The organism is Virgisporangium aurantiacum (assembly GCF_016863635.1).
Lineage (GTDB): Bacteria > Actinomycetota > Actinomycetes > Mycobacteriales > Micromonosporaceae > Virgisporangium > Virgisporangium aurantiacum.
Window position 1 is genome coordinate 1 of sequence record NZ_BOPG01000040.1, and the last position, 20,310, is coordinate 20,310.

Below are 20,310 nucleotides of genomic sequence, written 5' to 3' on the forward strand. Positions count from 1 at the left end.
ACCGCCGTTGAAACCGGGGCCGGGACCGCCGTTGAAACCGGGACCGGGGCGGTCGTCGAATCCGCCTGGGGGGCCGTCGAAGCCGCCGCCGTTGTTTGCGAAGGGGTCGTCGGGATCCGGGTCGCGACGGCGGGGAGGGGGAAACTCGTCGCCGGAGTCTTCTGGTGACTCACGGTAGTCGGCGAGCCAGCTCTCGGCTTCCGCCGCCTCCTCCGCGGGGTCGGGAGCTCGTCGGCGCCTAGGTCCGATCCCGTACCTCATGACGGTAGGTTAACCGACCGGGCAACCAGGGACACCGCACGGATGTCCGTCGAAAGTGCAGAATACGTTGCGTGACCGGCGAGCACTACTTCAGCGTCGACCCTGCGGCGCCAGCACAATCCCGACAGATCGACTTCGATGTGGCGGGGCGGCAGGTGCGGTTGGAGTCGTCGTCGGGCGTGTTCTCGGCCGGCCGGCTCGACCTCGGCACCGCCCTTCTCCTGCGGAAAGCGCCGCTACCCGGCCCCGACACCACGGGCGCGTTGCTCGATCTCGGCTGCGGCTACGGGCCGATCACGATCACGCTCGCCCTGAGCGCTCCGAAGGCCACCGTCTACGCGACCGACGTCAACCGGCGTGCGCTCGATCTCACCCGTGCGAACGCCGTCTCAGTCGACGCCGACAACGTCGTGGTCGGAGAACCGACAGAAATACCGGACGACGTGCGCTTCGACCAGATCTGGTCGAATCCGCCGATCCGCGTGGGTAAGGCCGAACTGCACACCCTGCTGGAGACCTGGCTGCCCCGCCTCGCGCCGGGCGGCACGGCCTGGCTGGTGGTGGCGCGCAACCTCGGCGCCGACTCGCTGCAGGAGTGGATCACGGCGCGGGGATTCCCGGCGCACCGCCACGCGAGTGGAAAAGGCTATCGCGTCCTGCGGGTGGACCCGCACAATCACTGACCCATGGGGTACGTCGACGTGGCCGGCCTGCGCCACGTGCTGCCGGACGGGCGGGAACTGTTCAGCGACGTGTCGTTCCGGGTGGGCGAGGGTGCGAAGGTGGCGCTCGTCGGGCCGAACGGCGCGGGCAAGACCACGCTGCTGCGGATGGTCGCCGGTGACCTGGCGGTGCAGCACGGCACGGTCGCCCGTTCGGGTGGGCTCGGCGTCATGCGCCAGTTCATCGGCATGCTGGGCGCCCATAAACAGAAGGAAGAAGAGGACGCTCACCCGCGTCACCTTGACTCTTTTGCCCTTTCCCTCGCGGCGCCCGCGGTCCGCGTGGCCGGAACCACCCTTGCCAGGGCCGAGGCCGACCTGCACGCGGCCGAGAGACGCGGCAAATACAGCACCAGCGCGGGCCGGGCGCAGCTCGCCTACGCCGACGCGCTCGCGGCCTGGGGCGAGGCCGGCGGCTACGAGGCCGAGGTGCTGTTCGACACGGCGAGCGTGGCCGCGCTGCACAAGCCGTGGGACGAGGTGAAGCACCGCGAGATCGGCACGCTCTCCGGCGGCCAGCAGAAGCGGTTCGCGCTGGAACTGCTGCTTCGCGGCCCCGACGAGGTGCTGCTGCTCGACGAGCCCGACAACTTCCTCGACGTGCCCGGCAAGCGGTGGCTGGAGCAGCGGCTCGCCGAATCCGGCAAGAGTGTGCTCTACGTCTCACACGATCGGGAGCTCCTGGCGCAGACCGCCAACCGGGTGGTGGCCGTCGAGGGCGGCTCGGCGTGGGTGCATCCGGGCGGGTTCGCGTCGTGGCACGAGGCCCGGGGCAACCGGCACCAGCGCATGGAGGAGAACCGCCGGCGCTGGGACGAGGAGCACGAGAAGCTCCGCCAACTGATGCTGATGTACAAGCAGAAGGCCGCCTACAACTCCGACATGGCCTCGCGGTACCAGTCGGCCCAGACCCGGCTGAAGAAGTTCGAGGAGGGCGGGCCGCCGCCGCTGCCGCCGAAGGAGCAGGACATCCGGATGCGGCTCGGCGGCGGGCGCACCGGCAAGCGGGCGCTGGTGTGCGCGCAACTGGAGATGGAGGACCTGACCTTCCCGTTCGACCTGGAGGTCTGGTTCGGCGACCGGGTGGCGGTGCTCGGCGCGAACGGCACCGGCAAGTCGCACTTCCTGCGGCTGCTGGCCCGTGGCGGGACCGATCCCGACGTGGAACACGCGCCGGTCGACGGCCGGCTGCTCGCGCCGGTGGCGCACAACGGCCGCGTGAAGCTCGGTGCCCGGGTGCGTCCCGGCCACTTCTCGCAGACCCACGACCGTCCCGACCTGGCCGGCCGCACGCTCCTCGACGTGCTGTGGCGCGGCGACGACCACCGCCGCGGCCTGCCCCGGGAGGACGCGATGCCGTCGCTGTCGCGGTACGAACTGGCGGCACAGGCCGAGCAGCGATTCGAGACGCTGTCGGGCGGGCAGCAGGCCCGCTTTCTGGTTCTATTGCTGGAACTATCCGGTGCGACGCTGCTGTTGCTCGACGAGCCGACGGACAATCTGGACCTCGCCAGCGCCGAGGCGCTCCAGGAGGGGCTGGAGAAGTTCGAGGGGACCGTCATCGCGGTGACCCACGATCGCTGGTTCGCGCGCTCGTTCGACAGGTTCGTGCTGTTCAGTGGTGATGGTGAGGTTCTTGAGACGCCGGAGCCCGTGTGGGATTAGCGTGATCAGCGTGACACCTCCGGTAGTGCTCAGCATCGGCGGCTCGGACTGCAGCGGAGGCTCCGGTATTCAGGCCGATCTGAAGACGTACGCCGCGATGGGTGCACACGGCGCGTCGGCCGTCACCGCCATCATGGCGACCAGCGTCCGGGTGTCGGCCGACATCCTGCCGCTCACCGCTCCGGTGATCGCCGGGCAGCTCACGGCCGTGCTCGACGACCTGCCGGTGGCGGCGGTCAAGACCGGCATGTTCGCCAGCGCCGACGGGATCGGCGAGGTCCTCTCCCGGGCGAAGGCCGGGGCACTGCCCAATCTGGTGGTCGACCCGGTGCTGCTCAACGAGGGCATCCGGTCGCGACGGCAGATCGCGATGGCGCTGGAGCGGCTGCTGCCGTACGCGATGGTGGCCACGCCGAACCGGGAGGAGGCGTCGGCGCTGCTCGGCTGGCAGGTGGCGACGCCGGACGACATGGCGCAGGCGGCCCGGGAACTGGTGTCGGGCGGCCCGCAGTACGTGGTTGTGACCGGCGGCGACCTGGTGACCGGCACCGAGGCGCTCGACGCGGTGTGGGCCGCCGGCGAGGAGCGGTACATGAGCGCGCCCCGGGTGATGGGTCGCAACCAGGTGGGGAGCGGCGCGGTGTTCTCGGCCGCGATCGCCGCCCGGTTGGCGCACGGCGACTCGGTGGTCGAGGCGCTGGCGTACGCGAAGGGCCTGGTGGTGCGGGCCATCCAGGACGCGGCGGAGTGGCGCATCGGCACCGCCCCCGGCCCGATCGACGTGTGCGGCTGGTCGTCCGCGGTGATCTAGTCGAGCGCGAGGCGGTAGCCGCGCTTCACCACGGTCTGGACATAAGTGGTGCCGCCCAGGGCCGCGCGCAGCCTGGCCACGGCCATTTCCACGGCGTGTTCGTCGGCGCCGCGGGGGAGGACCCGCAGCAGCGCGGCCCGCGACAGCACCTTTCCGCGCGCCTCGGCCAGCGCCCGCAGCACCGCCATCGGGCCCGGCGCCAAGGGCTTGAGCAGCCCGTTCACCACGGCCGCGTGGCCGCGCAGGGTCACCGTGGTGCCGGCGACCTGCAGCGTCGGCGCCCGTCTCGGCAGCTCCTCGACGAGCTTGTGCACGAGCCCCGCCAGCCGCGGCTGGTCCGGCGCCACCACCGGCACCCGCTCGGTGATCAGCGGTTCCGCCGCGAGTTCACCGACGCACGCGGCCGTGACCCCGGTGCGCATCCGGTCGAGCACCGCCGGGCCGCCGGCGTCGATCAGCGAGCGCACGGCCGGCGCGGAGGTGAACGTCACCGCGTCGACCAGGCGGCCGCCGATCAGGTCGACCAGCCGCCGCAGCGGCGCGGGGTCGGTCGGCGGCCCCCACCGGTAGACCGGAATTTCCAGGACATCGGCGCCCGCGGAGCGCAGGGCCGCGCAGAAGTCCGGCTGCGGTTCCCCATGCAATTGGACGGCGATGCGCTGCCCGGCGATGCCCCGTGCGAGCAGGTGGTCGAGGACGGCGTCGGTGCTGTCGACGCCCGGTGCCCAACTGTCGGCGAGCCCGGCCGCGCGGATCGCGGCGCGCGTCTGCGGGCCGCGGGCCACGAGCGTCGCGGACGTAAGCCGGGCCCGCAGCGGGTCGGCCAGGCCCCAGCCCTCGGCGGCCTCCAGCCAGCCGCGCAGGCCGATCGCGGTGGTGGCCACCAGCAGGTCGAGCGGCCGGTCGATACAGGTCACGGTTGCCGCGCGGAGGTCGGAGTCGTCGGGCAAGGGGACGATCCGCAGCGCCGGTGCCACCACCACCCGGGCGCCGCACCGTTCCAGCAGGTCGGGCAGTTCGTCGTGACGCCGGTCGGTGGTGACGGCCACGGTGAACCCGACCAGCGGCTCCGCGTCGGCCACGGGGGCCGCCGCCAACTTCATGCGCGAGCGCCTGCGAGCATGGAATCGAGGCTGACTGCGTGGGATTACACCCTTGCGACCCAAATGTTTCGGACACTTTAAGAGCCCCTCACGGGACTGGCGGTGCCCGGAGGACCCGTTTTGACCCTGGCGGGGCTTGCCGGGTATCGTTGTCGGCTGTTGTGTGAAGTGGACAAGCGTCCCTGCGCGGTACGCTTGGTCTTTGGCGCCTTCGCGCCCGCTCCCCATCGGTAAGACCCGAATCGACGAGACAAGGTAAGCCTGTGCGTACGTACAGCCCGAAGCCGGGTGAGATCGAGCGTCAGTGGCACATCATCGATGCTTCGGATGTCGTGCTCGGCCGGTTGGCCACCCACGCGGCCAATCTTCTGCGCGGCAAGCACAAGCCGACGTTCGCGCCGCACGTCGACACTGGCGACTTCGTGATCGTCATCAACGCGGGCAAGGTGGCGCTCACCGGTAACAAGCGGCAGAACAAGATCGCCTACCGCCACTCCGGCTACCCGGGCGGCCTGAAGAAGGTCAGCTACGACGAGCTCCTCTCGAAGCGTCCGGAGCGGGCGGTCGAGAAGGCCATCAAGGGGATGCTTCCGCACAACAGGTTGGCCAACCGCATGATCAAGAAGCTGAAGGTTTACGCGGGGCCCGACCACCCGCACCAGGCGCAGTCGCCGCAGCCCTTCGAGATCAAGCAGATCGCGCAGTGACCGCGCCCGAAGGAAGTAACGTGACCGAAGGATTCGCCCCGAGCCCGGCCGCATTCGCACCGGTCGAGCCCGCTCCGGGCACCACCACTACCGCCACCGAAGCCACCAGCACCGCCACCGCGACCACGAGCACCGCCGCCGCCACCACGCGGCCGCGGCGTGCCGGTGGCCTCATCCAGACCGTCGGTCGCCGCAAGGAGGCGATCGTTCGCGTCCGGCTGGTGCCGGGTACGGGCAAGTTCGCCCTCAACGGCCGCGAGCTGGAGAACTACTTCCCGAGCAAGGTGCACCAGCAGCTCGTGAAGGAGCCGCTCGTGCTCACCGAGCGCGGCGAGACCTTCGACGTGTTCGCCAACCTGCGCGGCGGCGGCACCACCGGGCAGGCCGGCGCGCTGCGCCTGGCGATCGCCCGGGCGCTGGTCGAGCTCGACCTCGAGCACCGTCCCACGCTGAAGAAGGCCGGCTTCCTCACCCGTGACGCCCGTGCCACCGAGCGCAAGAAGTACGGCCTGAAGAAGGCCCGCAAGGCACCGCAGTACTCGAAGCGGTAGTTCCGCTCCGCAACGGCCGGTCGCCCCCACGACGGGGCCCCGGCCGTTTGCTGTCTTTCAGACCCCTCTGATCCGGAACCCGCCACCCGCTTCCAACGGAAGGTCTTGCGCATGGGTCGTCTCTTCGGCACTGACGGGGTCCGTGGCCGGGCCAACGCCGACCTCACCCCGGAGCTCGCGTTGAGCGTGGCCGCCGCCGCGGCCCGCGTGCTCGCCGAGCATGACCGCTCGCATCCGCCCGTCGCCGTGGTCGGCCGCGATCCGCGGGCCAGCGGCGAGATGCTGGAGGCGGCGGTCATCGCCGGGCTCACCAGTGCCGGTGCGACGGTCGACCGGGTCGGTGTGCTGCCGACGCCGGGGGTGGCGTACCTCGTCGGCGAGCTGCGCGCCGACCTGGGTGTGATGCTGTCGGCGTCGCACAACCCGATGCCCGACAACGGCATCAAGTTGTTCGCGGCCGGCGGCCACAAGTTGCCCGACGACATCGAAGACGAGATCGAGGCGCATCTCGAAGGGACGTGGGAGCGTCCGGTCGCCGGCCGGATCGGGCGGGTCCTCGACCGGTTCGACGGTCGTGAGCGGTACATCGAGCACCTCGTGGCCGCGGTGCCGAACCGGCTCGACGGGGTGAAGGTCGTGGTCGACTGCGCCAACGGCGCCGCCTCGGACGTGGCACCGGAGGTGTACCGGCGGCTCGGCGCCTCCGTCGTCGAGTTCGCGGCGTCGCCGGACGGGCTGAACATCAACGACAACTGCGGTTCGACCTACATGGACGGGCTGCGGACCGCGGTTCTGGAGCACAAGGCCGACATCGGCATCGCCCACGACGGCGACGCCGACCGGTGCCTGGCCGTCACCGCGACCGGTGACGAGGTCGACGGCGACCAGATCATGGGCATCCTCGCGGTCGCGATGCGCGACGCCGGAACGCTGACCGACAACACCCTCGTCGCCACCGTGATGAGCAACCTGGGCCTGCGGCTGGCGATGAAGGAACAGGGCATCACGATGGTCGAGACCAAGGTCGGCGACCGGTACGTGCTCGAAGAGCTGCGCACGCGCAAGCTGGCGCTGGGCGGCGAGCAGAGCGGGCACGTGGTGCTGCCGGCGTTCGCGACCACCGGCGACGGGCTGCTCACGGCGTCGCTGATGATGGCCCGCATGGCGGCCACCGGGCGCACGCTGGCCGACCTGGCCGCCGTGATGAGCCGGCTGCCGCAGACGCTGATCAACGTGCGGGTCGCCGACCGGGTGGCGGGCGCGTCGGCGCCCGAGGTGCTCGACGCGGTGAAGTCGGCGGAGGCGGAGTTGGGTGGTACCGGACGGGTGCTGCTGCGGCCGTCGGGCACCGAACCGCTGGTGCGGGTGATGGTCGAGGCGGCGACGCAGGAGACGGCGAGCGAGACGGCCGAGCGGATCGCCCGGCTCGTCCGGGCCGCGAGCCCGGAGCCGGCTGCCTAGTTACCGGCCGGTCATATAATCTGCGGCCATGCGAACCGTGGTGGTGACCGGGGCGTCCCGGGGGATCGGCAAGGCGACCGCGCTGGCCTTCGCGGCGCAGGGCTGCAACGTCGTGCTCACGTCGCGCAAGCAGGACGCGCTGGACGAGGTCGCCGCCGAGATCACCGCGGCGCACTCCGACGTCGGCGTCCTCGCGGTCGCCGCGCACGCCGCGGAGACCGAGCAGGCGCAGGCCGTGGTCGATTCGACCATCAAGCGGTTCGGGCAGATCGACGTGCTGGTGAACAACGCCGGCACCAACCCGTACTTCGGGCCGGTGATGGACATCGACGAGGTGGTGGCCGCCAAGACGATGCGCCTCAACCAGTTCGCGCCGGTGATGTGGAGCCGGTTGGTCTGGAAGGCGTCGATGTCGGAGCGGGGCGGGGCGATCGTCAACGTCTCGTCGGTGGGCGGCCTGCTCACCGAGCCGGGCATCGGGTACTACAACTCCACCAAGGCCGCGCTGATCCACCTGACCCGGCAGATGGCCGCCGAACTGGCGCCGGGCGTGCGGGTCAACGGCGTGGCACCGGGCATCGTGCGGACGCACCTGGCCAAGGCGCTGTGGGAGAACTTCGAGCCGCAACTGGTCGAGGCCCTGCCGTTGAAGCGGATCGGCGAGCCCGACGACATCGCCGACATCATCACGTTCCTCGCCGGTGCCGCGTCCCGCTGGATGACCGGCCAGACGCTGGTGGTCGACGGCGGCGCCCAGATCCGGTTCGGCCTCTCCTAGAGATGATCGAGGAGTAGCTCGACCAGGCGGTCGGGTGTCCGCAGCGGGAGCATGTGGTCGGCGTTCGCCAGGGTCTCCGTGCGCGCGCCCGGGATGCCCTGTTCCAGGATGCTTCCGATCTCGGTGATCGCGTCGACGTCCTTGTCACCCAGCACGATGAGCGTGGGGACGCCGACGTCCTTCAGGCGCGGGATCGCGGAGGGCTCGTCGATCTCCTGCTCGTCGCTCATGAAGTGTTCGGCCTGGTCGAGGATGACGCGCGCCGCCGCGTCACATTGCTTTTCGCCCTTTTCGAACGACAGCGGTGCCCACAGGTGGGCGATCGCGAGCGCGAGGCCGTGCGTGTCGCCCGCCTCGGCCGCCGCCATGCGCTCGGCGAACCCGGGCAGGCGGGGCCACTCGTGGCCGCTGAGGCCGGGCGCCACGAGCGTCAGCGACCGCACCCTGTCCGGGTGCGCGATCGCGGTGTCGACGCTGGTGGCGGCGCCCTGGCTGAGCCCGACGAAGTGGGCGCTCCCGACGCCGGCGGCGTCGAGGACCAGCAGCGCGTCGGCGACCAGCGAGTGCGGCGCGGTGGCCGGCGCGGATCGGCCGTAGCCGCGCATGTCGTAGCGGATGACGTGGTGACCCGCCGCCGCGAGGGGACCGATCACGTCGTCCCAGACGCGCCGGTCGGCGACGCCGGCGTGCAGGAGGAGGACCGCCTCGCCGCCGGGCGTTCCGGCGTGCTCGGCGTGAATGGTGCCACCGTCGACCGGCAGCTCGGTGAGCGCTTCTGCTGGCATCGGGACACACCGTACGCGCGTCGGGGCGGTCCACGGTCGGATTAACCGGTTCGGGCATATTTCCGACCCCGAAATGAGCAAACCTCGTGCGCGAACGAGCCCGTTTCGATCAGCCGCGGTGTTTGTTAGGCGTGCTACGGTGCTCGCCATGTGTGGGATCGTGGGGTACGCCGGCAGCCGTCCGGCGCTGAACATCGTGGTCGACGGCCTGCGTCGGCTGGAGTACCGCGGGTACGACTCGGCGGGGGTCGCCATCCTCGCCGGCGAGGGCGAACTGGTCACCGAGAAGCGCGCCGGCAAGCTGGCGAACCTGGAGAAGGCCCTGGCCGACGACACGGCCACCGGGCTCGCGCAGGGGGTGACCGGCATCGGACACACCCGTTGGGCCACCCACGGCGGACCGACCGACCGCAACGCCCACCCGCACCGCTCGGCCGACGGTCGGGTCGCGGTGATCCACAACGGCATCCTGGAGAACTTCGCCCGGCTGCGGGCCGAGTTGGAGGCCGAGGGCATCGAGTTCACCAGCGAGACCGACACCGAGTGCGCGGCGCACCTGCTGGCCGCTGAACTGCGTCACCTGGGATCTTTCGACGGTGACCCGGCCGAGCGTCTCGCCGAGGCCATGCGGCGGGTCTGCCGCCGTCTCGAAGGCGCGTTCACGCTGCTCGCGGTCGACAGCCAGGCGCCGGGCGCGGTGGTCGGTGCGCGCCGGAACTCGCCGCTCGTCGTCGGTTGCGGCGAGACCGAGAACTACCTTGCCTCGGACGTCTCGGCGTTCATCGAGCACACCCGCGACGCGATCGAGCTGGGCCAGGACCAGGTCGTGCTGATCACGCCGGCGGGCGTTTCCGTGACGGACTTCCACGGGACGGTCGTCGAAGGCACCCGGTTCCACATCGACTGGGACGCCAGCGCCGCCGAGAAGGGCGGCTACGACTACTTCATGGCCAAGGAGATCGACGAGCAGCCGCGCGCCGTCGCCGACACGCTCCTCGGCCGGCACACCGAGAACGGCGACCTGGCCCTCGACGAGGTCCGCCTCACCGACCAGGACCTGCGCGACGTCGACAAGGTGTTCATCGTGGCGTGCGGCACCGCGTACCACGCCGGGATGGTGGCCAAGTACGCGATCGAGCACTGGGTGCGCATCCCGTGCGAGGTCGAGCTGGCGTCGGAGTTCCGCTACCGCGACCCGGTGCTCGACCGGTCGACGCTGGTGGTGGCGATCTCGCAGTCCGGCGAGACCATGGACACGCTGATGGCGCTTCGCCACGCCAAGGAGCAGAAGGCCCGCGTGCTGGCGATCTGCAACACCAACGGCTCGACGATCCCGCGCGAGTCCGACGCGGTGCTCTACACCCACTGCGGGCCCGAGATCGCGGTGGCGTCGACCAAGGCGTTTCTCACCCAGCTCGTCGCCTGCTACCTGGTCGGCCTGCACCTGGCCCAGGTGCGCGGCGTCATGTACGCCGACGAGGTCGGCAACGTGCTCGCCCAGTTGCAGGACATGCCGGCGAAGATCCAGACCGTACTGGACGGCATGGAGCCGGTCCGTGAGCTCGCCCGCGACCTGGCCGACTCGAAGAGCGTGCTGTTCATCGGCCGGCACGTCGGTTACCCGGTGGCGCTGGAGGGTGCGCTCAAGCTGAAGGAGCTGGCGTACATGCACGCCGAGGGCTTCGCGGCCGGCGAGCTCAAGCACGGCCCGATCGCGCTCATCGAACCGGGCACGCCGGTGGTGTGCGTGGTGCCGTCGGCCCGGGGACGCGGCGTGCTCAACGACAAGATCGTCTCCAACATCCAGGAGGTGCGCGCCCGTGGCGCCCGCACGATCGTGATCGCCGAAGAGGGCGACGACGCCGTTGCCCCGTTCGCCGATCACCTGATCTACGTGCCCCGGACGCCGACGCTGCTGGCCCCGCTGGTGACGACGGTGCCGCTGCAGGTGCTGGCGGGCGAGATCGCCACCGCCCGCGGCAACGACGTCGACCAGCCCCGCAACCTGGCGAAGTCGGTCACGGTGGAGTAGGCGCCTGGCCCCGCGCGATGGCTCCGATCGCGGCGAGGGCCGGGTTACCTTCCTCGAAGTAGGAGTTGTGGGCGGCGACCGGGTCGGACCAGTGGCCCGGTGCGCTGGTGAACGTGCGGGCGCCGAAGCCCGGATCGCCGGGGTCCCGCCCGTGCCAGCGGTCTTCGGTGACGTCGCGGTCGAGCCACTCGGGAATCCGGTCGGCCAGCGCGGTGCCGTGGATGATGTCCCACCGCGCCGTGCTGGCCCACACGGCCGGGCCGCCTCCCGGACCGCCGGCGAGGTCGCTCGCGCGGTCGGCGCCGACGCCCGGGCTGCCGACGAACACCAGGTCGTCGACGGGCAACCCGTGCTCCCGGGCGGCGGTACCCACGACCAGCGACCCGTAGCTGTGCCCGACCACCGTGTGGTGTGCCGGTGGGCCGTCGGCCGTGACGCGCAACCCCTCGGCGAACCGGTCGAGGTCGCCGGAACCGGCACGGGCCGCACCGGCGCCGGCGGCCGAGAGCCACTCGGGCGCGTCGTAGCCCAGCCACAGAATCGACGAGACCCCGTCGCCGGCCGCGGCCGCGATCCGTTCCGTGCGGGCCAGCAGGCCACGCAGGTCACCGAGATCGGATCCGGCGCCGGGGACGTTGGTGACCACGTGCCGCGCCCGGTCGGGGTCGCCGATCGCCACGATCGCGGTGCCGTCGCCGGCCGGATCGAACCCGATGAGGTACGCCCGCGCCGGCTCGGCCCGCCGCAACCGGGCGGCCAGCGCATCGAGCACGGTCTTTCGCTCGCCGGGCGGGGTGTATGCGAACACGTCGTCGAGCACCTGCCGGTTGGCGGAGTCGCGCACGGCGACCGGGACGCCGTCGAGCGCACCGAGCCGCCGCGGCTCGGTGGCCAGGAGCCGCTGCTGATCGGCGGGTGAGAGGCCGGCCCACCATCGGCGGACCGAGGCCGGGTCGGTGCCGGTGGCCGGCAGTTGGATCGGGATGCGGCCAGGCACCTGGCCGGTTGCCGGGCCGGCGGTGGGATCCGTGGCGGAGACGGTGCCCGCGGCGGCCAGGCTGCCGGCCGCCTTGGCGTCCCCGGCGGCCGTGCCGAGGCGGTGGACGGCACGGGCATCGGCCGCGTCGGCCGCCGCGAGCAGCGACTCCTGGACCCCCGCCGGCACCGACGACCCCGGCATCGCCCGGGCCGGGCCGCGCAGCGGTGCCACCTCGCCGGCGAGTTCGCACAGCGCCTGGTCGCACGCGTAGGCCGGGCCGCGCACCGCCCGGAGGGCCAGCGCGAGCGAGGTGAGGGCAGCCTGGGCGGAGTCGGCCGCCGGGCCGCGCCAGTGCGCGGTGAGACGGGTGCGGACGCCGTCGACCGAACCGGCCCGGTCGGCCACCACGTCGGCCAATGCCCGCCACCCACCGGCGGCCGCCCGCCACGCCTCGGGCCGCGCATCGGCGAGAGCGCCCAGGCTCACCACCCGAACCACCGCCACGCTCCAATCCGTGCCGCGGCCTGAGCGGCGCGGCTCACCACGCGAACCACCGCCGCGCTCCGGCCCGCGCTGCGGCCCGCTCGGCGGGGCTCACCACGCGAGTCTCCGGCCGGCGTTCTCGTCGGTGCGTTCGTACTCCAGCGCGGCGGCGCTCAGCGCCTCCGCCAGGGTGCGGCACCGGGAGGCCAGGCCGGCCAGCGTGGCGTCGATCGTGATCACGACCGCGTCGTTGGCGGCCGTTGCGGGCCAGTCGGGGTTGGCGGAACGGGTGGGCGCCGCGGCGTGGTAGGTGGCGACCAGGTCGCCGCGCACCCGGTCGGCCAGCGCTTGCAGGGCGGCGGCGCCCTGTCGTAGCGCCACCGGAGACACCTCGAAGTCCATGGTCGAGGACCGTAGATCCGCCGCCACCGCCCGGACCAGCCCCTGTGGACAGCCACCCCGCCCGCCATCGATGGATTGTCCACAGGCCCGGCGTCCGCGCAGCCCAGACCGTGTCAAACCAATAGGCTGGCGGGGTGATCGTGGCAGTCGGTATCGACGTGGTGCTGGTGAGCCGCTTCGCCCGCGCGATCGGGCGCACGCCGTCGCTGGTCGACCGGTTGTTCACGCCGGCCGAGCGCACCACGTCGTCCGGTAATCCGCGGTCACCGGAGTCGCTCGCGGCGCGGTTCGCCGCGAAGGAGGCGGTCGCCAAGTCGCTCGGGGCGCCGACCGGGCTGCACTGGCACGACTGCGAGGTGGTGTCCGACGCCGACGGGCGGCCGTGGCTCACCGTCTCGGGCACGGTCGCGGCGGCGGCGGATGAGCGGGGAGTCCGGCGGTGGCACCTGTCGCTGTCGCACGATGGGGGGATCGCTTCGGCCATGGTCGTGGCGGAGGGGGACTGAAGCAATGAAGGGTGCATGGCGGGCCGCCGACATCCGGGCGGCGGAGAAGACGCTGATGGCGAAACTGCCCGAGGGGACGCTGATGCAGCGCGCCGCGGCGGGCCTGGCGCGCCGGTGTGCGGGCCTTCTCCAGGACCGCTACGGCGGCGTCTACGGACGCACGGTCCTCGTGCTGGCCGGCTCCGGCGACAACGGCGGCGACGCCATGTACGCCGGTGCGGCACTCGCCCGGCGCGGCGCCGACGTGCGGGTCATCCGGCTCTCCGACCGCATCCACGGCGCGTCCTACCGCGCGTTGGAGGCGGCCGGCGGCCGTCCGCTGCCGGGTCCGCCGGCGCGGATCGACCTCGTGATCGACGGGATCGTCGGCATCGGCGGCCGGGGTGCGCTGCGCGAGCGGGCCGCCGAGGTGGTCGGCGAGGCGGCGGCCGCGACGGCCTCCGACGGCGGGTCACCGGTCGTGGTCGCCGTCGACGTGCCGTCCGGTGTCGACGTCGACACCGGTGACGTGCCGGACGCGTCCGCGGCCGTGCGGGCCGACGTCACCGTCACGTTCGGCGCGTTGAAGCCGGCCCACGTGGTGGGCGCGGCGGCCGTCCACAGTGGACTCGTCGACCTGGTCGACATCGGGCTCGCCGAGCATCTCGTCACGAAGCCGGCCGTGCAGGTTCCCGACCGCACCGACATCGCGGGCTGGTGGCCCAGCCACGGCAGCACCGACGACAAGTACACGCGCGGCGTCGTCGGCCTCGCCACCGGCTCCGACAACTACCCGGGCGCGGCGGTGCTGTCGGTGGCCGGTGCGCTCGCCGGCCCCACCGGCTACGTGCGGTACGCCGGCACCGCGGCGCGGGAGATCCGCGAGCGGTTCCCCAGCGTCGTGTGCACCGACTCGGTCGGGTCGGCCGGCCGGGCACAGGCCTGGGTGTGCGGGTCGGGCCTGGGCACCGACGAGCGCGCCGCCGCCGAACTGCGCGCGGTGCTCGCGAAACCGGTCCCGGTGATTTTGGACGCCGATGCGCTCACCCTGCTCGCCGACGGCTCGATGGCGCGGCCCCTGCGTGAGCGCGAGGCCGCCACGGTGATCACCCCGCACGACCGCGAGTTCGCCCGGATCGCCGGCGCCGAGCCGGGCGGCGACCGGGTGGAGTCCGCGCTGCAACTGGCCGCGCAGATGAACGCCGTGGTGCTGCTCAAGGGCGACCGGACTATCGTCGCCGCACCCGACGGCACCGCGTTCGCCAACCCGACCGGCAGTGTGGCGTTGGCCACGGCCGGCACCGGCGACGTCCTGGCCGGCCTGCTCGGCAGCCTGCTCGCCGCCGGCCTGCCGGCACCGCACGCCGCGCTGGCCGCCGCCTACGTCCACGGCCTGGCCGGACGGGTCGCCGCCGGGTCCGGCCCGGTGGTGTCACCCGATGTCGCCGACGCGCTACGCGAGGCGGTCGTTCTCGCGACGCGCTGAAAGTTACGCTCGACCGATGCACAACGCCGAGATCCGTGTCGACCTGGATGCGGTGCGGGCCAACGTCGCCCTGTTGAAAGCGGGTACGACGGCCGAGGTGATGGCGGTGGTCAAGGCCGACGGCTACGGCCACGGCATGGTGCCGTGCGCCCGCGCCGCGCTCGCCGGCGGCGCCACCTGGATCGGGGTGGCGACGCTCGACGAGGCGCTGGCCCTGCGCGCCGCCGGGATCACCGCACCCGTGCTGGCCTGGCTGCTGAGCCCGGGGCTGCCGCTGGCCGAGGGGGTGGCCGCCGACGTCGACCTGTCCGTCGCCAGCCGGACGCAGCTGGCCGAACTGGTGGCCGCGGCGCGGTCGGTCGGGCGCGCTGCGCGCGTCCACCTGAAGGTCGACAGTGGCCTGGGCCGGGGTGGCGCCGCAACCACCGACTGGCCCGGCCTGGTGGAAGCGGCGGCCAAGGCCGCCGCCGACGGTGATCTCGACGTGGTCGGGGTCTGGAGCCATCTCGCGAACAGCGACGTACCCGACCACCCCTCGATCGACCTGCAGGTCGAGAGCTTCACCGACGCGGTCGACGTGGCGGCCCGGCTCGGCGTGACGCCGCGGTACCGGCACCTGGCCAACTCAGGCGCGACGCTGACCCGCCCCGACACGCACTTCGACCTGGTGCGGCCGGGCATCGCGGTGTACGGGCTGTCGCCGGTGGTCGGCCAGCGGTTCGGGCTGCGGCCGGCGATGACGCTGCGGGCGTCGGTGATGCTCGCCAAGCGGTTGCCGGCCGGGCAGGGCGTGTCGTACGGCCACGCGTACGTGACGAAGAGCGAGACCACGGTCGCGGTCATCCCGCTCGGGTACGCCGACGGGATCCCGCGGGCGGCCAGCGGCCTGGCGCCGGTCGCGGTGGGTGGAGCGGTGCTGCCGATCGCCGGGCGGGTGTGCATGGACCAGTTCGTGGTCGACGTCGGCGACCGACCCGTGCGGGCCGGCGACCCGGCGGTGCTGTTCGGCACGGGCGGTCCGCACGTCGACGAGTGGGCCGCCGTGTGCGGCACCATCAACTATGAGATCGTCGCCCGTATGGGCCAACGGATCCCGCGGGTGTACGACGGTGGCTAAGGCTGCGTCCCCGACCGAGAAGGGCTTCATCGGCCGCAACGCCGGCTGGATCGGCGCGCTCGCGGCCGTCGGCGTCGCGGCGGGCGGTGTCGCCGTCGGTGTGGCCGCCAACCGGTACGCGAAGCGCCGCCGCGCCCGCGCCGGCGACCAACTGGTCGACGAGCCGTTCGGGGAACTGCACTACGACGACCAGTTCTCGGTGACCACCGAAGACGGCGTGAGCCTGCACGTCGAGGTGGTCGAGGGCGAGCGGACGTCGCCGACGCTGGTGTACGTGCACGGGTTCTGCCTCGACATGGGCACGTTCCACTTCCAGCGCCGGGCGTTCGAGGGCGAGTACCGGCAGGTGCTCTACGACCAGCCCGGGCACGGGAAGTCGGGGCGCCTGCCCAGGGGCGAGTACACCCTCGACGCGCTCGGCGCGGGCCTGGTCGCGGTGCTGGAGAAGGCCGTGCCGGACGGGCCGGTGGTGCTGATCGGGCACTCGATGGGCGGCATGACGATCATGGCGCTGGCCGAGCAGGCGCCGGAACTGTTCACCGACCGGGTGGTCGGGGTCGTGATGATCTCCACCTCGGCCGGCCGGCTCAACGAGGTGACGTTCGGGCTGCCCGAGGTCGTGTCGCGGCTGAACCGGCCGCTGCTGCCGTTCGTCCGGCGGGCACCGCGGCTGACCACGGCCGTGGCCGACCGGGCCCGCAAGGCCGGCACCGAGATCGCCCGCGTGCTGACCCGCCGCTACGGCTTCGGCTCGCCGAACCCGAGCCCGGCCGTGGTCGGCTACGTGGAGAAGATGAACTCCACGACGTCCACCGAGGTGATCGCCCGGTACATCCACACCCTCTACACCCACTCCCGCCTGCCGGCGCTCGCGGTGCTGCGCACGGTGCCGGTCCTGGTCATCGGCGGTGACGCCGACCTGCTGACGCCGCTGGTGTACTCGCAGGAGATCGCCGACGAACTGCCCGACGCCGAACTCGTGGTGATCGAGCACGGCGGCCACGTGGCGCTGCTGGAATTTCCCGACGAGGTCGACGACGCCATCGAACGATTCCTGGAGCGCCTGCCGTGAAACTGCCGACGGTCGACGACACCCGGGCTCTCGGCTCGAAACTCGCCCAGGTGCTGCGGGCCGGCGACCTCGTATTGCTGATCGGGCCGCTGGGCGCCGGTAAGACCGCGCTGACCCAGGGGATCGGCGCCGGGCTGGGCGTGCGGGCGGCCGTGACGTCGCCGACGTTCGTCATCTCGCGGGTGCACCGGGACGGGCGGCTGCCGCTGGTGCACGTCGACGCGTACCGGGTCGGCGGCCGGCTGGAACTCGACGACCTGGATCTCGACGCCAGCGTCGAGGACTCGGTGACCGTCGTCGAGTGGGGCGAGGGGATCGCCGAGCAGCTGTCCGACGCCTACCTGGAGATCCATCTCGACCGGCTGGACGGGTCCGACGAGACCCGGGTGGCCCGGCTGGTCGGAGTGGGCGGTGACTGGGCGGAGCGCGTCGCGTCTCTGTGACCTCGTTAAGGTATTCGGCGTGTTCGTGCTCGTGGTTGACACCGCCACCCCCGCCGTGACCGCCGCCGTCGCCAACCTCAGTGGCCACGGCGAGATGCTCTCCGCGCAGGTGACGGTCGACGGGCGGGCGCACGGTGAGTTGCTCGCGCCGCTCATTCGCGACGCGCTGTTCGAAGCGCGGGCGGATCCGTCGTCCCTGGCGGCGATCGTCGCCGGGGTGGGTCCGGGGCCGTTCACCGGCCTGCGGGTGGGGCTGGTCACCGCGGCCGCCATGGGCCACGCGCTCGGCATTCCGACGTACGGCGTCTGCTCGCTGGACGCCTTCGCCTACGGCGTGTGGGGGCCGTTGCTCGTCGCCACCGACGCTCGTCGCAAGGAGCTCTACTGGGCGCGGTACGAAGACGGCGTCCGCGTCGACGGACCGTCGGTGGACTCTCCCGCCGACGTGCCGGTGAGTGCCGGCCGGACCGCCGGCGAGGGCGCGCAGCGCGTGCTCGGCCGGCCGGTCGACGTGCTGTACCCGCCGCCGCTCGGGCTCGTGATGCTCGCCGCCGACCGCATCCGGGCGAAGGCACCCAGCGAGCCGCTGACCCCGCTCTACCTGCGCCGTCCCGACGCCGTCCCACCCGGCCAGCGCAAGATGGCCTTGCAATGATCCGGTTGGAACGGTTCCGGTGGTGGCACATCGCCGAGGTCATGCCCATGGAGGAGGACCTCTTCGGCGCCGAGAAATGGTCGGAGTGGATGTTCTGGAACGAGCTGGCCGGCGGCCACTACTACCGGATCGCCCTCGATGACGACGGCACGATCGTCGGGTACGGCGGCCTCGCGATCGTCGGCGAACAGCCCAGACCGGACGAGGCCTGGGTGCAGAATCTGGCCGTCCGCCGGGACGCGCAGCGTCGCGGGCTCGGCCGGCTGCTGCTGGACGACCTGCTGGCCGAGGCGGCCCGGCACCGGGTACGGAAGGTGCTGCTGGAGGTGGCGGTCGACAACGAGCCGGCGCAGAAGTTGTACGCGACGGCCGGATTCGAACCGCTGGCCGTGCGCCGCGGCTACTACCAACCGAGTAACACCGACGCTCTGGTGATGGCACGGGAGAACGCGAATGACTGAGCCGCTCGTCCTGGGTATCGAGACCTCGTGCGACGAGACCGGCATCGGGATCGTGCGCGGTCACACCCTGTTGGCGGACGCCGTGGCGTCGAGCGTCGACGAGCACGCCCGCTTCGGCGGGGTGGTGCCCGAGGTGGCCAGCCGGGCGCACCTGGAGGCGATGATCCCCACCGTCCAGCGGGCGCTCGACACCGCCGGGGTCGCGCTCTCCGACGTTGACGCCATCGCCGTCACCGCCGGGCCGGGGCTCGCCGGCGCGCTGCTGGTCGGTGTCGCGGCGGCGAAGGCGTACGCGCTGGCCGCCGGCAAGCCGCTGTACGGGGTGAACCACCTCGCCGCGCACGTCGCCGTCGACTCGCTGGAGCACGGGCCGCTGCCCGAGCCGGCCGTGGCGCTGCTCGTGTCGGGCGGGCACTCGTCGCTGCTGCGGGTCGACTCGCTCGCGCACGGGGTCACCCCGCTCGGCGCGACCATCGACGACGCCGCCGGCGAGGCCTTCGACAAGGTGGCCCGGCTGCTCGGGCTGCCGTTCCCGGGCGGGCTGCCGATCGACAACGCCGCTCGCGAAGGCAAGATCACCATTCAGTTCCCGCGCGGCCTCACCGGCCCCCGCGACCAGCGCGAACACCGGTTCGACTTCTCGTTCTCCGGGCTGAAGACGGCGGTGGCCCGCTGGGTCGAGGCCCGCGAGCGGTCCGGCGAGCCGGTACCGATGAACGACGTGGCGGCGTCGTTCCAGGAGGCGGTCTGCGACGTCCTCACCCGCAAGGCGATCGACGCCTGCGCATCGCAGGGCATCGAAACGCTGGTGATCGGCGGCGGCGTGGCCGCCAACTCGCGGCTGCGGGCGATGGCCGTCGAGCGGGCGGCGGCGAAGGGCATCGAGGTGCGCGTCCCCCGTCCCAAACTCTGCACCGACAACGGTGCGATGGTCGCGGCCCTGGGCTGCCACCTGGTCGCCGCCGGCGTCGAGCCGAGCCGGCTCGACCTGCCGGCGGATTCGGCCATGCCGATCACCGCCATCACGGGATAGATTGCCGCCGTGATTGTGCGGATGTGGGAGGCGCGGAGCCGCGCCGCGGTGTTCGACGAGTTCCTCGCCTGGGTCTGCGAGAAGGGTGTGCCCGAGATCGAAGGGCACCCGCAGCACGTGCGGAGCGAGATCTTCTCCTCGACCGACTACCGGGTGGTGGTGATCTCCCGCTGGCACCGCGACCCGCTCGAGCTGCCGGCCCCGCCCGCGCGCCTCGTGGCCCGCAGCCCCCACGCCTGGGACTTCGCCGAGGTCGACCGCTAGGTGAGCATCCAGTAGAGGACGCCGAGCACCGCCACCACCGCGAGCGCGATCGCGAAGGTGACCACGAGGTGGTGCGCGTCGCCCTGCTGCTCGGGCTCGGGCAGGTCGGCCGTGGTGACGGCCAGTTCGCCCAGGGTGCGGGCCGCGTAGACGGTGGACGCCCGCTCGGCGAACTCGTCGAGCGTGAGCCGCCCGGCGGCGGTGTGCTCCCGCAGGGCGGCCAGGGTGCGTTCCCGGTCGTTGTCGGAGGCCCGCACGGTCACGCCGTACAGCCTAACGGGCGGCGATGTCCGCGAGGGTGGCCGACGTGAGTTGCAGCAGGTCGGCGGGGGAGACCTCGACCTGCAACCCGCGCTTGCCGGCGGACACGTAGACCGTCGGCCACCGCTCGGCCGACGCGTCGACCACGATCGGGAGGCGGGAGCGCTGGCCGAACGGGGAGATGCCGCCGGTGACGTAGCCGGTGGCGCGTTCGGCGGCGGCCGGGTCGGCCATCGTGGCGCGCTTGCCGCCCGCGGCGGCGGCCAGGGCCTTCAGGTTGAGCGCGCCGGTGA

At 72.4% G+C, this 20,310-nt stretch carries 23 protein-coding genes; 17 read left to right on the forward strand and 6 right to left on the reverse strand.

What is annotated here, in order from left to right; all coding sequences use genetic code 11:
* Positions 1 to 332 precede the first annotated feature (332 nt).
* Genes Vau01_RS30990 through thiD form a run of 3 tightly spaced genes read left to right on the forward strand, consistent with a single transcriptional unit; the run spans position 333 to position 3,459 of the window.
* Complete coding sequence (locus tag Vau01_RS30990) at positions 333 to 944, forward strand: class I SAM-dependent methyltransferase (protein WP_203999867.1); 612 nt, start codon at positions 333 to 335, stop codon at positions 942 to 944.
* Positions 945 to 947: 3 nt separating this feature from the next.
* Entirely contained in the window at positions 948 to 2,648 is a 1,701-nt protein-coding gene (locus Vau01_RS30995; protein ID WP_203999869.1) for an ABC-F family ATP-binding cassette domain-containing protein, read from the forward strand.
* Positions 2,649 to 2,658: 10 nt separating this feature from the next.
* Positions 2,659 to 3,459, forward strand: a complete 801-nt coding sequence (gene thiD / locus Vau01_RS31000) for a bifunctional hydroxymethylpyrimidine kinase/phosphomethylpyrimidine kinase (RefSeq protein WP_203999871.1) — start codon at positions 2,659 to 2,661, stop codon at positions 3,457 to 3,459.
* Here the strand turns inward: thiD and Vau01_RS31005 are convergent.
* Positions 3,456 to 4,562 carry a uroporphyrinogen-III synthase gene (locus tag Vau01_RS31005; protein ID WP_203999873.1) on the reverse strand — a complete coding sequence of 369 codons (1,107 nt, stop codon included), beginning with the start codon at positions 4,560 to 4,562 and terminating at the stop codon, positions 3,456 to 3,458. The genes thiD and Vau01_RS31005 overlap by 4 nt on opposite strands.
* 263 nt (positions 4,563 to 4,825) lie before the next feature.
* On the opposite strand from Vau01_RS31005, the gene rplM reads away from it, so the two are divergent.
* The 4 genes from rplM to Vau01_RS31025 all read left to right on the forward strand — a co-directional run bounded on the left by rplM (position 4,826) and on the right by Vau01_RS31025 (position 8,059).
* Positions 4,826 to 5,269 (forward strand): 50S ribosomal protein L13, encoded by a 444-nt coding sequence (gene rplM / locus Vau01_RS31010; RefSeq protein WP_203999875.1) that lies wholly within the window; start codon positions 4,826 to 4,828, stop codon positions 5,267 to 5,269.
* Between the two features lie 20 nt (positions 5,270 to 5,289).
* Entirely contained in the window at positions 5,290 to 5,820 is a 531-nt protein-coding gene (gene rpsI, locus Vau01_RS31015) for a 30S ribosomal protein S9 (RefSeq protein WP_275423967.1), read from the forward strand.
* Between the two features lie 111 nt (positions 5,821 to 5,931).
* Positions 5,932 to 7,281: a phosphoglucosamine mutase gene (gene glmM, locus Vau01_RS31020; protein WP_203999877.1), complete on the forward strand. Its 1,350-nt coding sequence runs from the start codon at positions 5,932 to 5,934 to the stop codon at positions 7,279 to 7,281.
* A gap of 28 nt (positions 7,282 to 7,309) precedes the next feature.
* A complete protein-coding gene (locus tag Vau01_RS31025) occupies positions 7,310 to 8,059 on the forward strand; it encodes an SDR family oxidoreductase (protein ID WP_203999879.1) in 750 nt (249 codons plus the stop codon).
* Here Vau01_RS31025 and Vau01_RS31030 read toward each other — a convergent pair.
* Positions 8,056 to 8,844, reverse strand: a complete 789-nt coding sequence (locus Vau01_RS31030; protein WP_203999880.1) for an alpha/beta fold hydrolase — start codon at positions 8,842 to 8,844, stop codon at positions 8,056 to 8,058. The genes Vau01_RS31025 and Vau01_RS31030 overlap by 4 nt on opposite strands.
* A gap of 148 nt (positions 8,845 to 8,992) precedes the next feature.
* Here Vau01_RS31030 and glmS point away from each other — a divergent pair, with 148 nt between their 5' ends.
* Entirely contained in the window at positions 8,993 to 10,876 is a 1,884-nt protein-coding gene (glmS, locus tag Vau01_RS31035) for a glutamine--fructose-6-phosphate transaminase (isomerizing) (protein ID WP_203999883.1), read from the forward strand.
* Here the strand turns inward: glmS and Vau01_RS31040 are convergent.
* The gene (locus tag Vau01_RS31040; RefSeq protein WP_203999886.1) at positions 10,863 to 12,359 is read right to left on the reverse strand and encodes an alpha/beta hydrolase; all 1,497 of its coding nucleotides are present in this window, start codon (positions 12,357 to 12,359) and stop codon (positions 10,863 to 10,865) included. The genes glmS and Vau01_RS31040 overlap by 14 nt on opposite strands.
* Positions 12,360 to 12,449: 90 nt before the next feature.
* Positions 12,450 to 12,740 carry a type VII secretion target gene (locus Vau01_RS31045; RefSeq protein ID WP_203999889.1) on the reverse strand — a complete coding sequence of 97 codons (291 nt, stop codon included), beginning with the start codon at positions 12,738 to 12,740 and terminating at the stop codon, positions 12,450 to 12,452.
* A 134-nt stretch (positions 12,741 to 12,874) separates the two neighbouring features.
* Here Vau01_RS31045 and Vau01_RS31050 point away from each other — a divergent pair, with 134 nt between their 5' ends.
* The 9 genes from Vau01_RS31050 to Vau01_RS31090 are packed head-to-tail and all read left to right on the forward strand — an operon-like array spanning position 12,875 to position 19,756.
* Complete coding sequence (locus tag Vau01_RS31050; protein ID WP_203999892.1) at positions 12,875 to 13,246, forward strand: holo-ACP synthase; 372 nt, start codon at positions 12,875 to 12,877, stop codon at positions 13,244 to 13,246.
* A 4-nt stretch (positions 13,247 to 13,250) separates the two neighbouring features.
* Positions 13,251 to 14,711, forward strand: coding sequence for an NAD(P)H-hydrate dehydratase (locus Vau01_RS31055; protein WP_203999895.1), 1,461 nt, complete (start codon positions 13,251 to 13,253; stop codon positions 14,709 to 14,711).
* Positions 14,712 to 14,727: 16 nt separating this feature from the next.
* Positions 14,728 to 15,828 (forward strand): alanine racemase, encoded by a 1,101-nt coding sequence (gene alr, locus Vau01_RS31060; protein WP_239151983.1) that lies wholly within the window; start codon positions 14,728 to 14,730, stop codon positions 15,826 to 15,828.
* A complete protein-coding gene (locus Vau01_RS31065) occupies positions 15,821 to 16,900 on the forward strand; it encodes an alpha/beta fold hydrolase (protein WP_239151984.1) in 1,080 nt (359 codons plus the stop codon). The genes alr and Vau01_RS31065 overlap by 8 nt, the downstream gene beginning before the upstream one ends.
* The gene (gene tsaE, locus Vau01_RS31070; protein WP_373320334.1) at positions 16,879 to 17,343 is read left to right on the forward strand and encodes a tRNA (adenosine(37)-N6)-threonylcarbamoyltransferase complex ATPase subunit type 1 TsaE; all 465 of its coding nucleotides are present in this window, start codon (positions 16,879 to 16,881) and stop codon (positions 17,341 to 17,343) included. The genes Vau01_RS31065 and tsaE overlap by 22 nt, the downstream gene beginning before the upstream one ends.
* Positions 17,344 to 17,362: 19 nt before the next feature.
* Positions 17,363 to 17,998 carry a tRNA (adenosine(37)-N6)-threonylcarbamoyltransferase complex dimerization subunit type 1 TsaB gene (tsaB, locus tag Vau01_RS31075; protein WP_203999906.1) on the forward strand — a complete coding sequence of 212 codons (636 nt, stop codon included), beginning with the start codon at positions 17,363 to 17,365 and terminating at the stop codon, positions 17,996 to 17,998.
* A complete protein-coding gene (gene rimI, locus Vau01_RS31080; protein WP_203999909.1) occupies positions 17,995 to 18,459 on the forward strand; it encodes a ribosomal protein S18-alanine N-acetyltransferase in 465 nt (154 codons plus the stop codon). Before tsaB ends, rimI begins: the two co-directional genes overlap by 4 nt.
* Positions 18,452 to 19,492, forward strand: coding sequence for a tRNA (adenosine(37)-N6)-threonylcarbamoyltransferase complex transferase subunit TsaD (gene tsaD, locus Vau01_RS31085; RefSeq protein WP_203999912.1), 1,041 nt, complete (start codon positions 18,452 to 18,454; stop codon positions 19,490 to 19,492). The genes rimI and tsaD overlap by 8 nt, the downstream gene beginning before the upstream one ends.
* A gap of 9 nt (positions 19,493 to 19,501) precedes the next feature.
* On the forward strand, positions 19,502 to 19,756 hold the full coding sequence (locus Vau01_RS31090) for a hypothetical protein (protein WP_203999915.1): 255 nt from the start codon (positions 19,502 to 19,504) through the stop codon (positions 19,754 to 19,756).
* On the opposite strand, the gene Vau01_RS31095 is transcribed toward Vau01_RS31090, so the two are convergent.
* Together Vau01_RS31095 and Vau01_RS31100 are read right to left on the reverse strand one after the other, a co-directional pair.
* A complete protein-coding gene (locus Vau01_RS31095) occupies positions 19,753 to 20,019 on the reverse strand; it encodes a DUF1707 SHOCT-like domain-containing protein (RefSeq protein WP_203999926.1) in 267 nt (88 codons plus the stop codon). The genes Vau01_RS31090 and Vau01_RS31095 overlap by 4 nt on opposite strands.
* Before the next feature lie 10 nt (positions 20,020 to 20,029).
* Positions 20,030 to 20,310, reverse strand: a 281-nt coding sequence (locus Vau01_RS31100) for a YbaK/EbsC family protein (protein ID WP_275423968.1), incomplete at its 5' end; no start/stop codon positions are given.

Excerpts from the sequence above, each read along its gene's own strand:
- tsaD (WP_203999912.1), top strand. The coding sequence starts at position 18,452 with ATGACTGAGCCGCTCGTCCTGGGTATCGAGACCTCGTGCGACGAGACC.
- rimI (WP_203999909.1), top strand. The coding sequence starts at position 17,995 with ATGATCCGGTTGGAACGGTTCCGGTGGTGGCACATCGCCGAGGTCATG.
- Vau01_RS31030 (WP_203999880.1), bottom strand. The coding sequence starts at position 8,844 with ATGCCAGCAGAAGCGCTCACCGAGCTGCCGGTCGACGGTGGCACCATT.
- glmM (WP_203999877.1), top strand. The coding sequence starts at position 5,932 with ATGGGTCGTCTCTTCGGCACTGACGGGGTCCGTGGCCGGGCCAACGCC.
- Vau01_RS30995 (WP_203999869.1), top strand. The coding sequence starts at position 948 with ATGGGGTACGTCGACGTGGCCGGCCTGCGCCACGTGCTGCCGGACGGG.
- alr (WP_239151983.1), top strand. The coding sequence starts at position 14,728 with ATGCACAACGCCGAGATCCGTGTCGACCTGGATGCGGTGCGGGCCAAC.
- Vau01_RS31055 (WP_203999895.1), top strand. The coding sequence starts at position 13,251 with ATGAAGGGTGCATGGCGGGCCGCCGACATCCGGGCGGCGGAGAAGACG.
- Vau01_RS31045 (WP_203999889.1), bottom strand. The coding sequence starts at position 12,740 with ATGGACTTCGAGGTGTCTCCGGTGGCGCTACGACAGGGCGCCGCCGCC.
- Vau01_RS31005 (WP_203999873.1), bottom strand. The coding sequence starts at position 4,562 with ATGAAGTTGGCGGCGGCCCCCGTGGCCGACGCGGAGCCGCTGGTCGGG.
- Vau01_RS31025 (WP_203999879.1), top strand. The coding sequence starts at position 7,310 with ATGCGAACCGTGGTGGTGACCGGGGCGTCCCGGGGGATCGGCAAGGCG.
- glmS (WP_203999883.1), top strand. The coding sequence starts at position 8,993 with ATGTGTGGGATCGTGGGGTACGCCGGCAGCCGTCCGGCGCTGAACATC.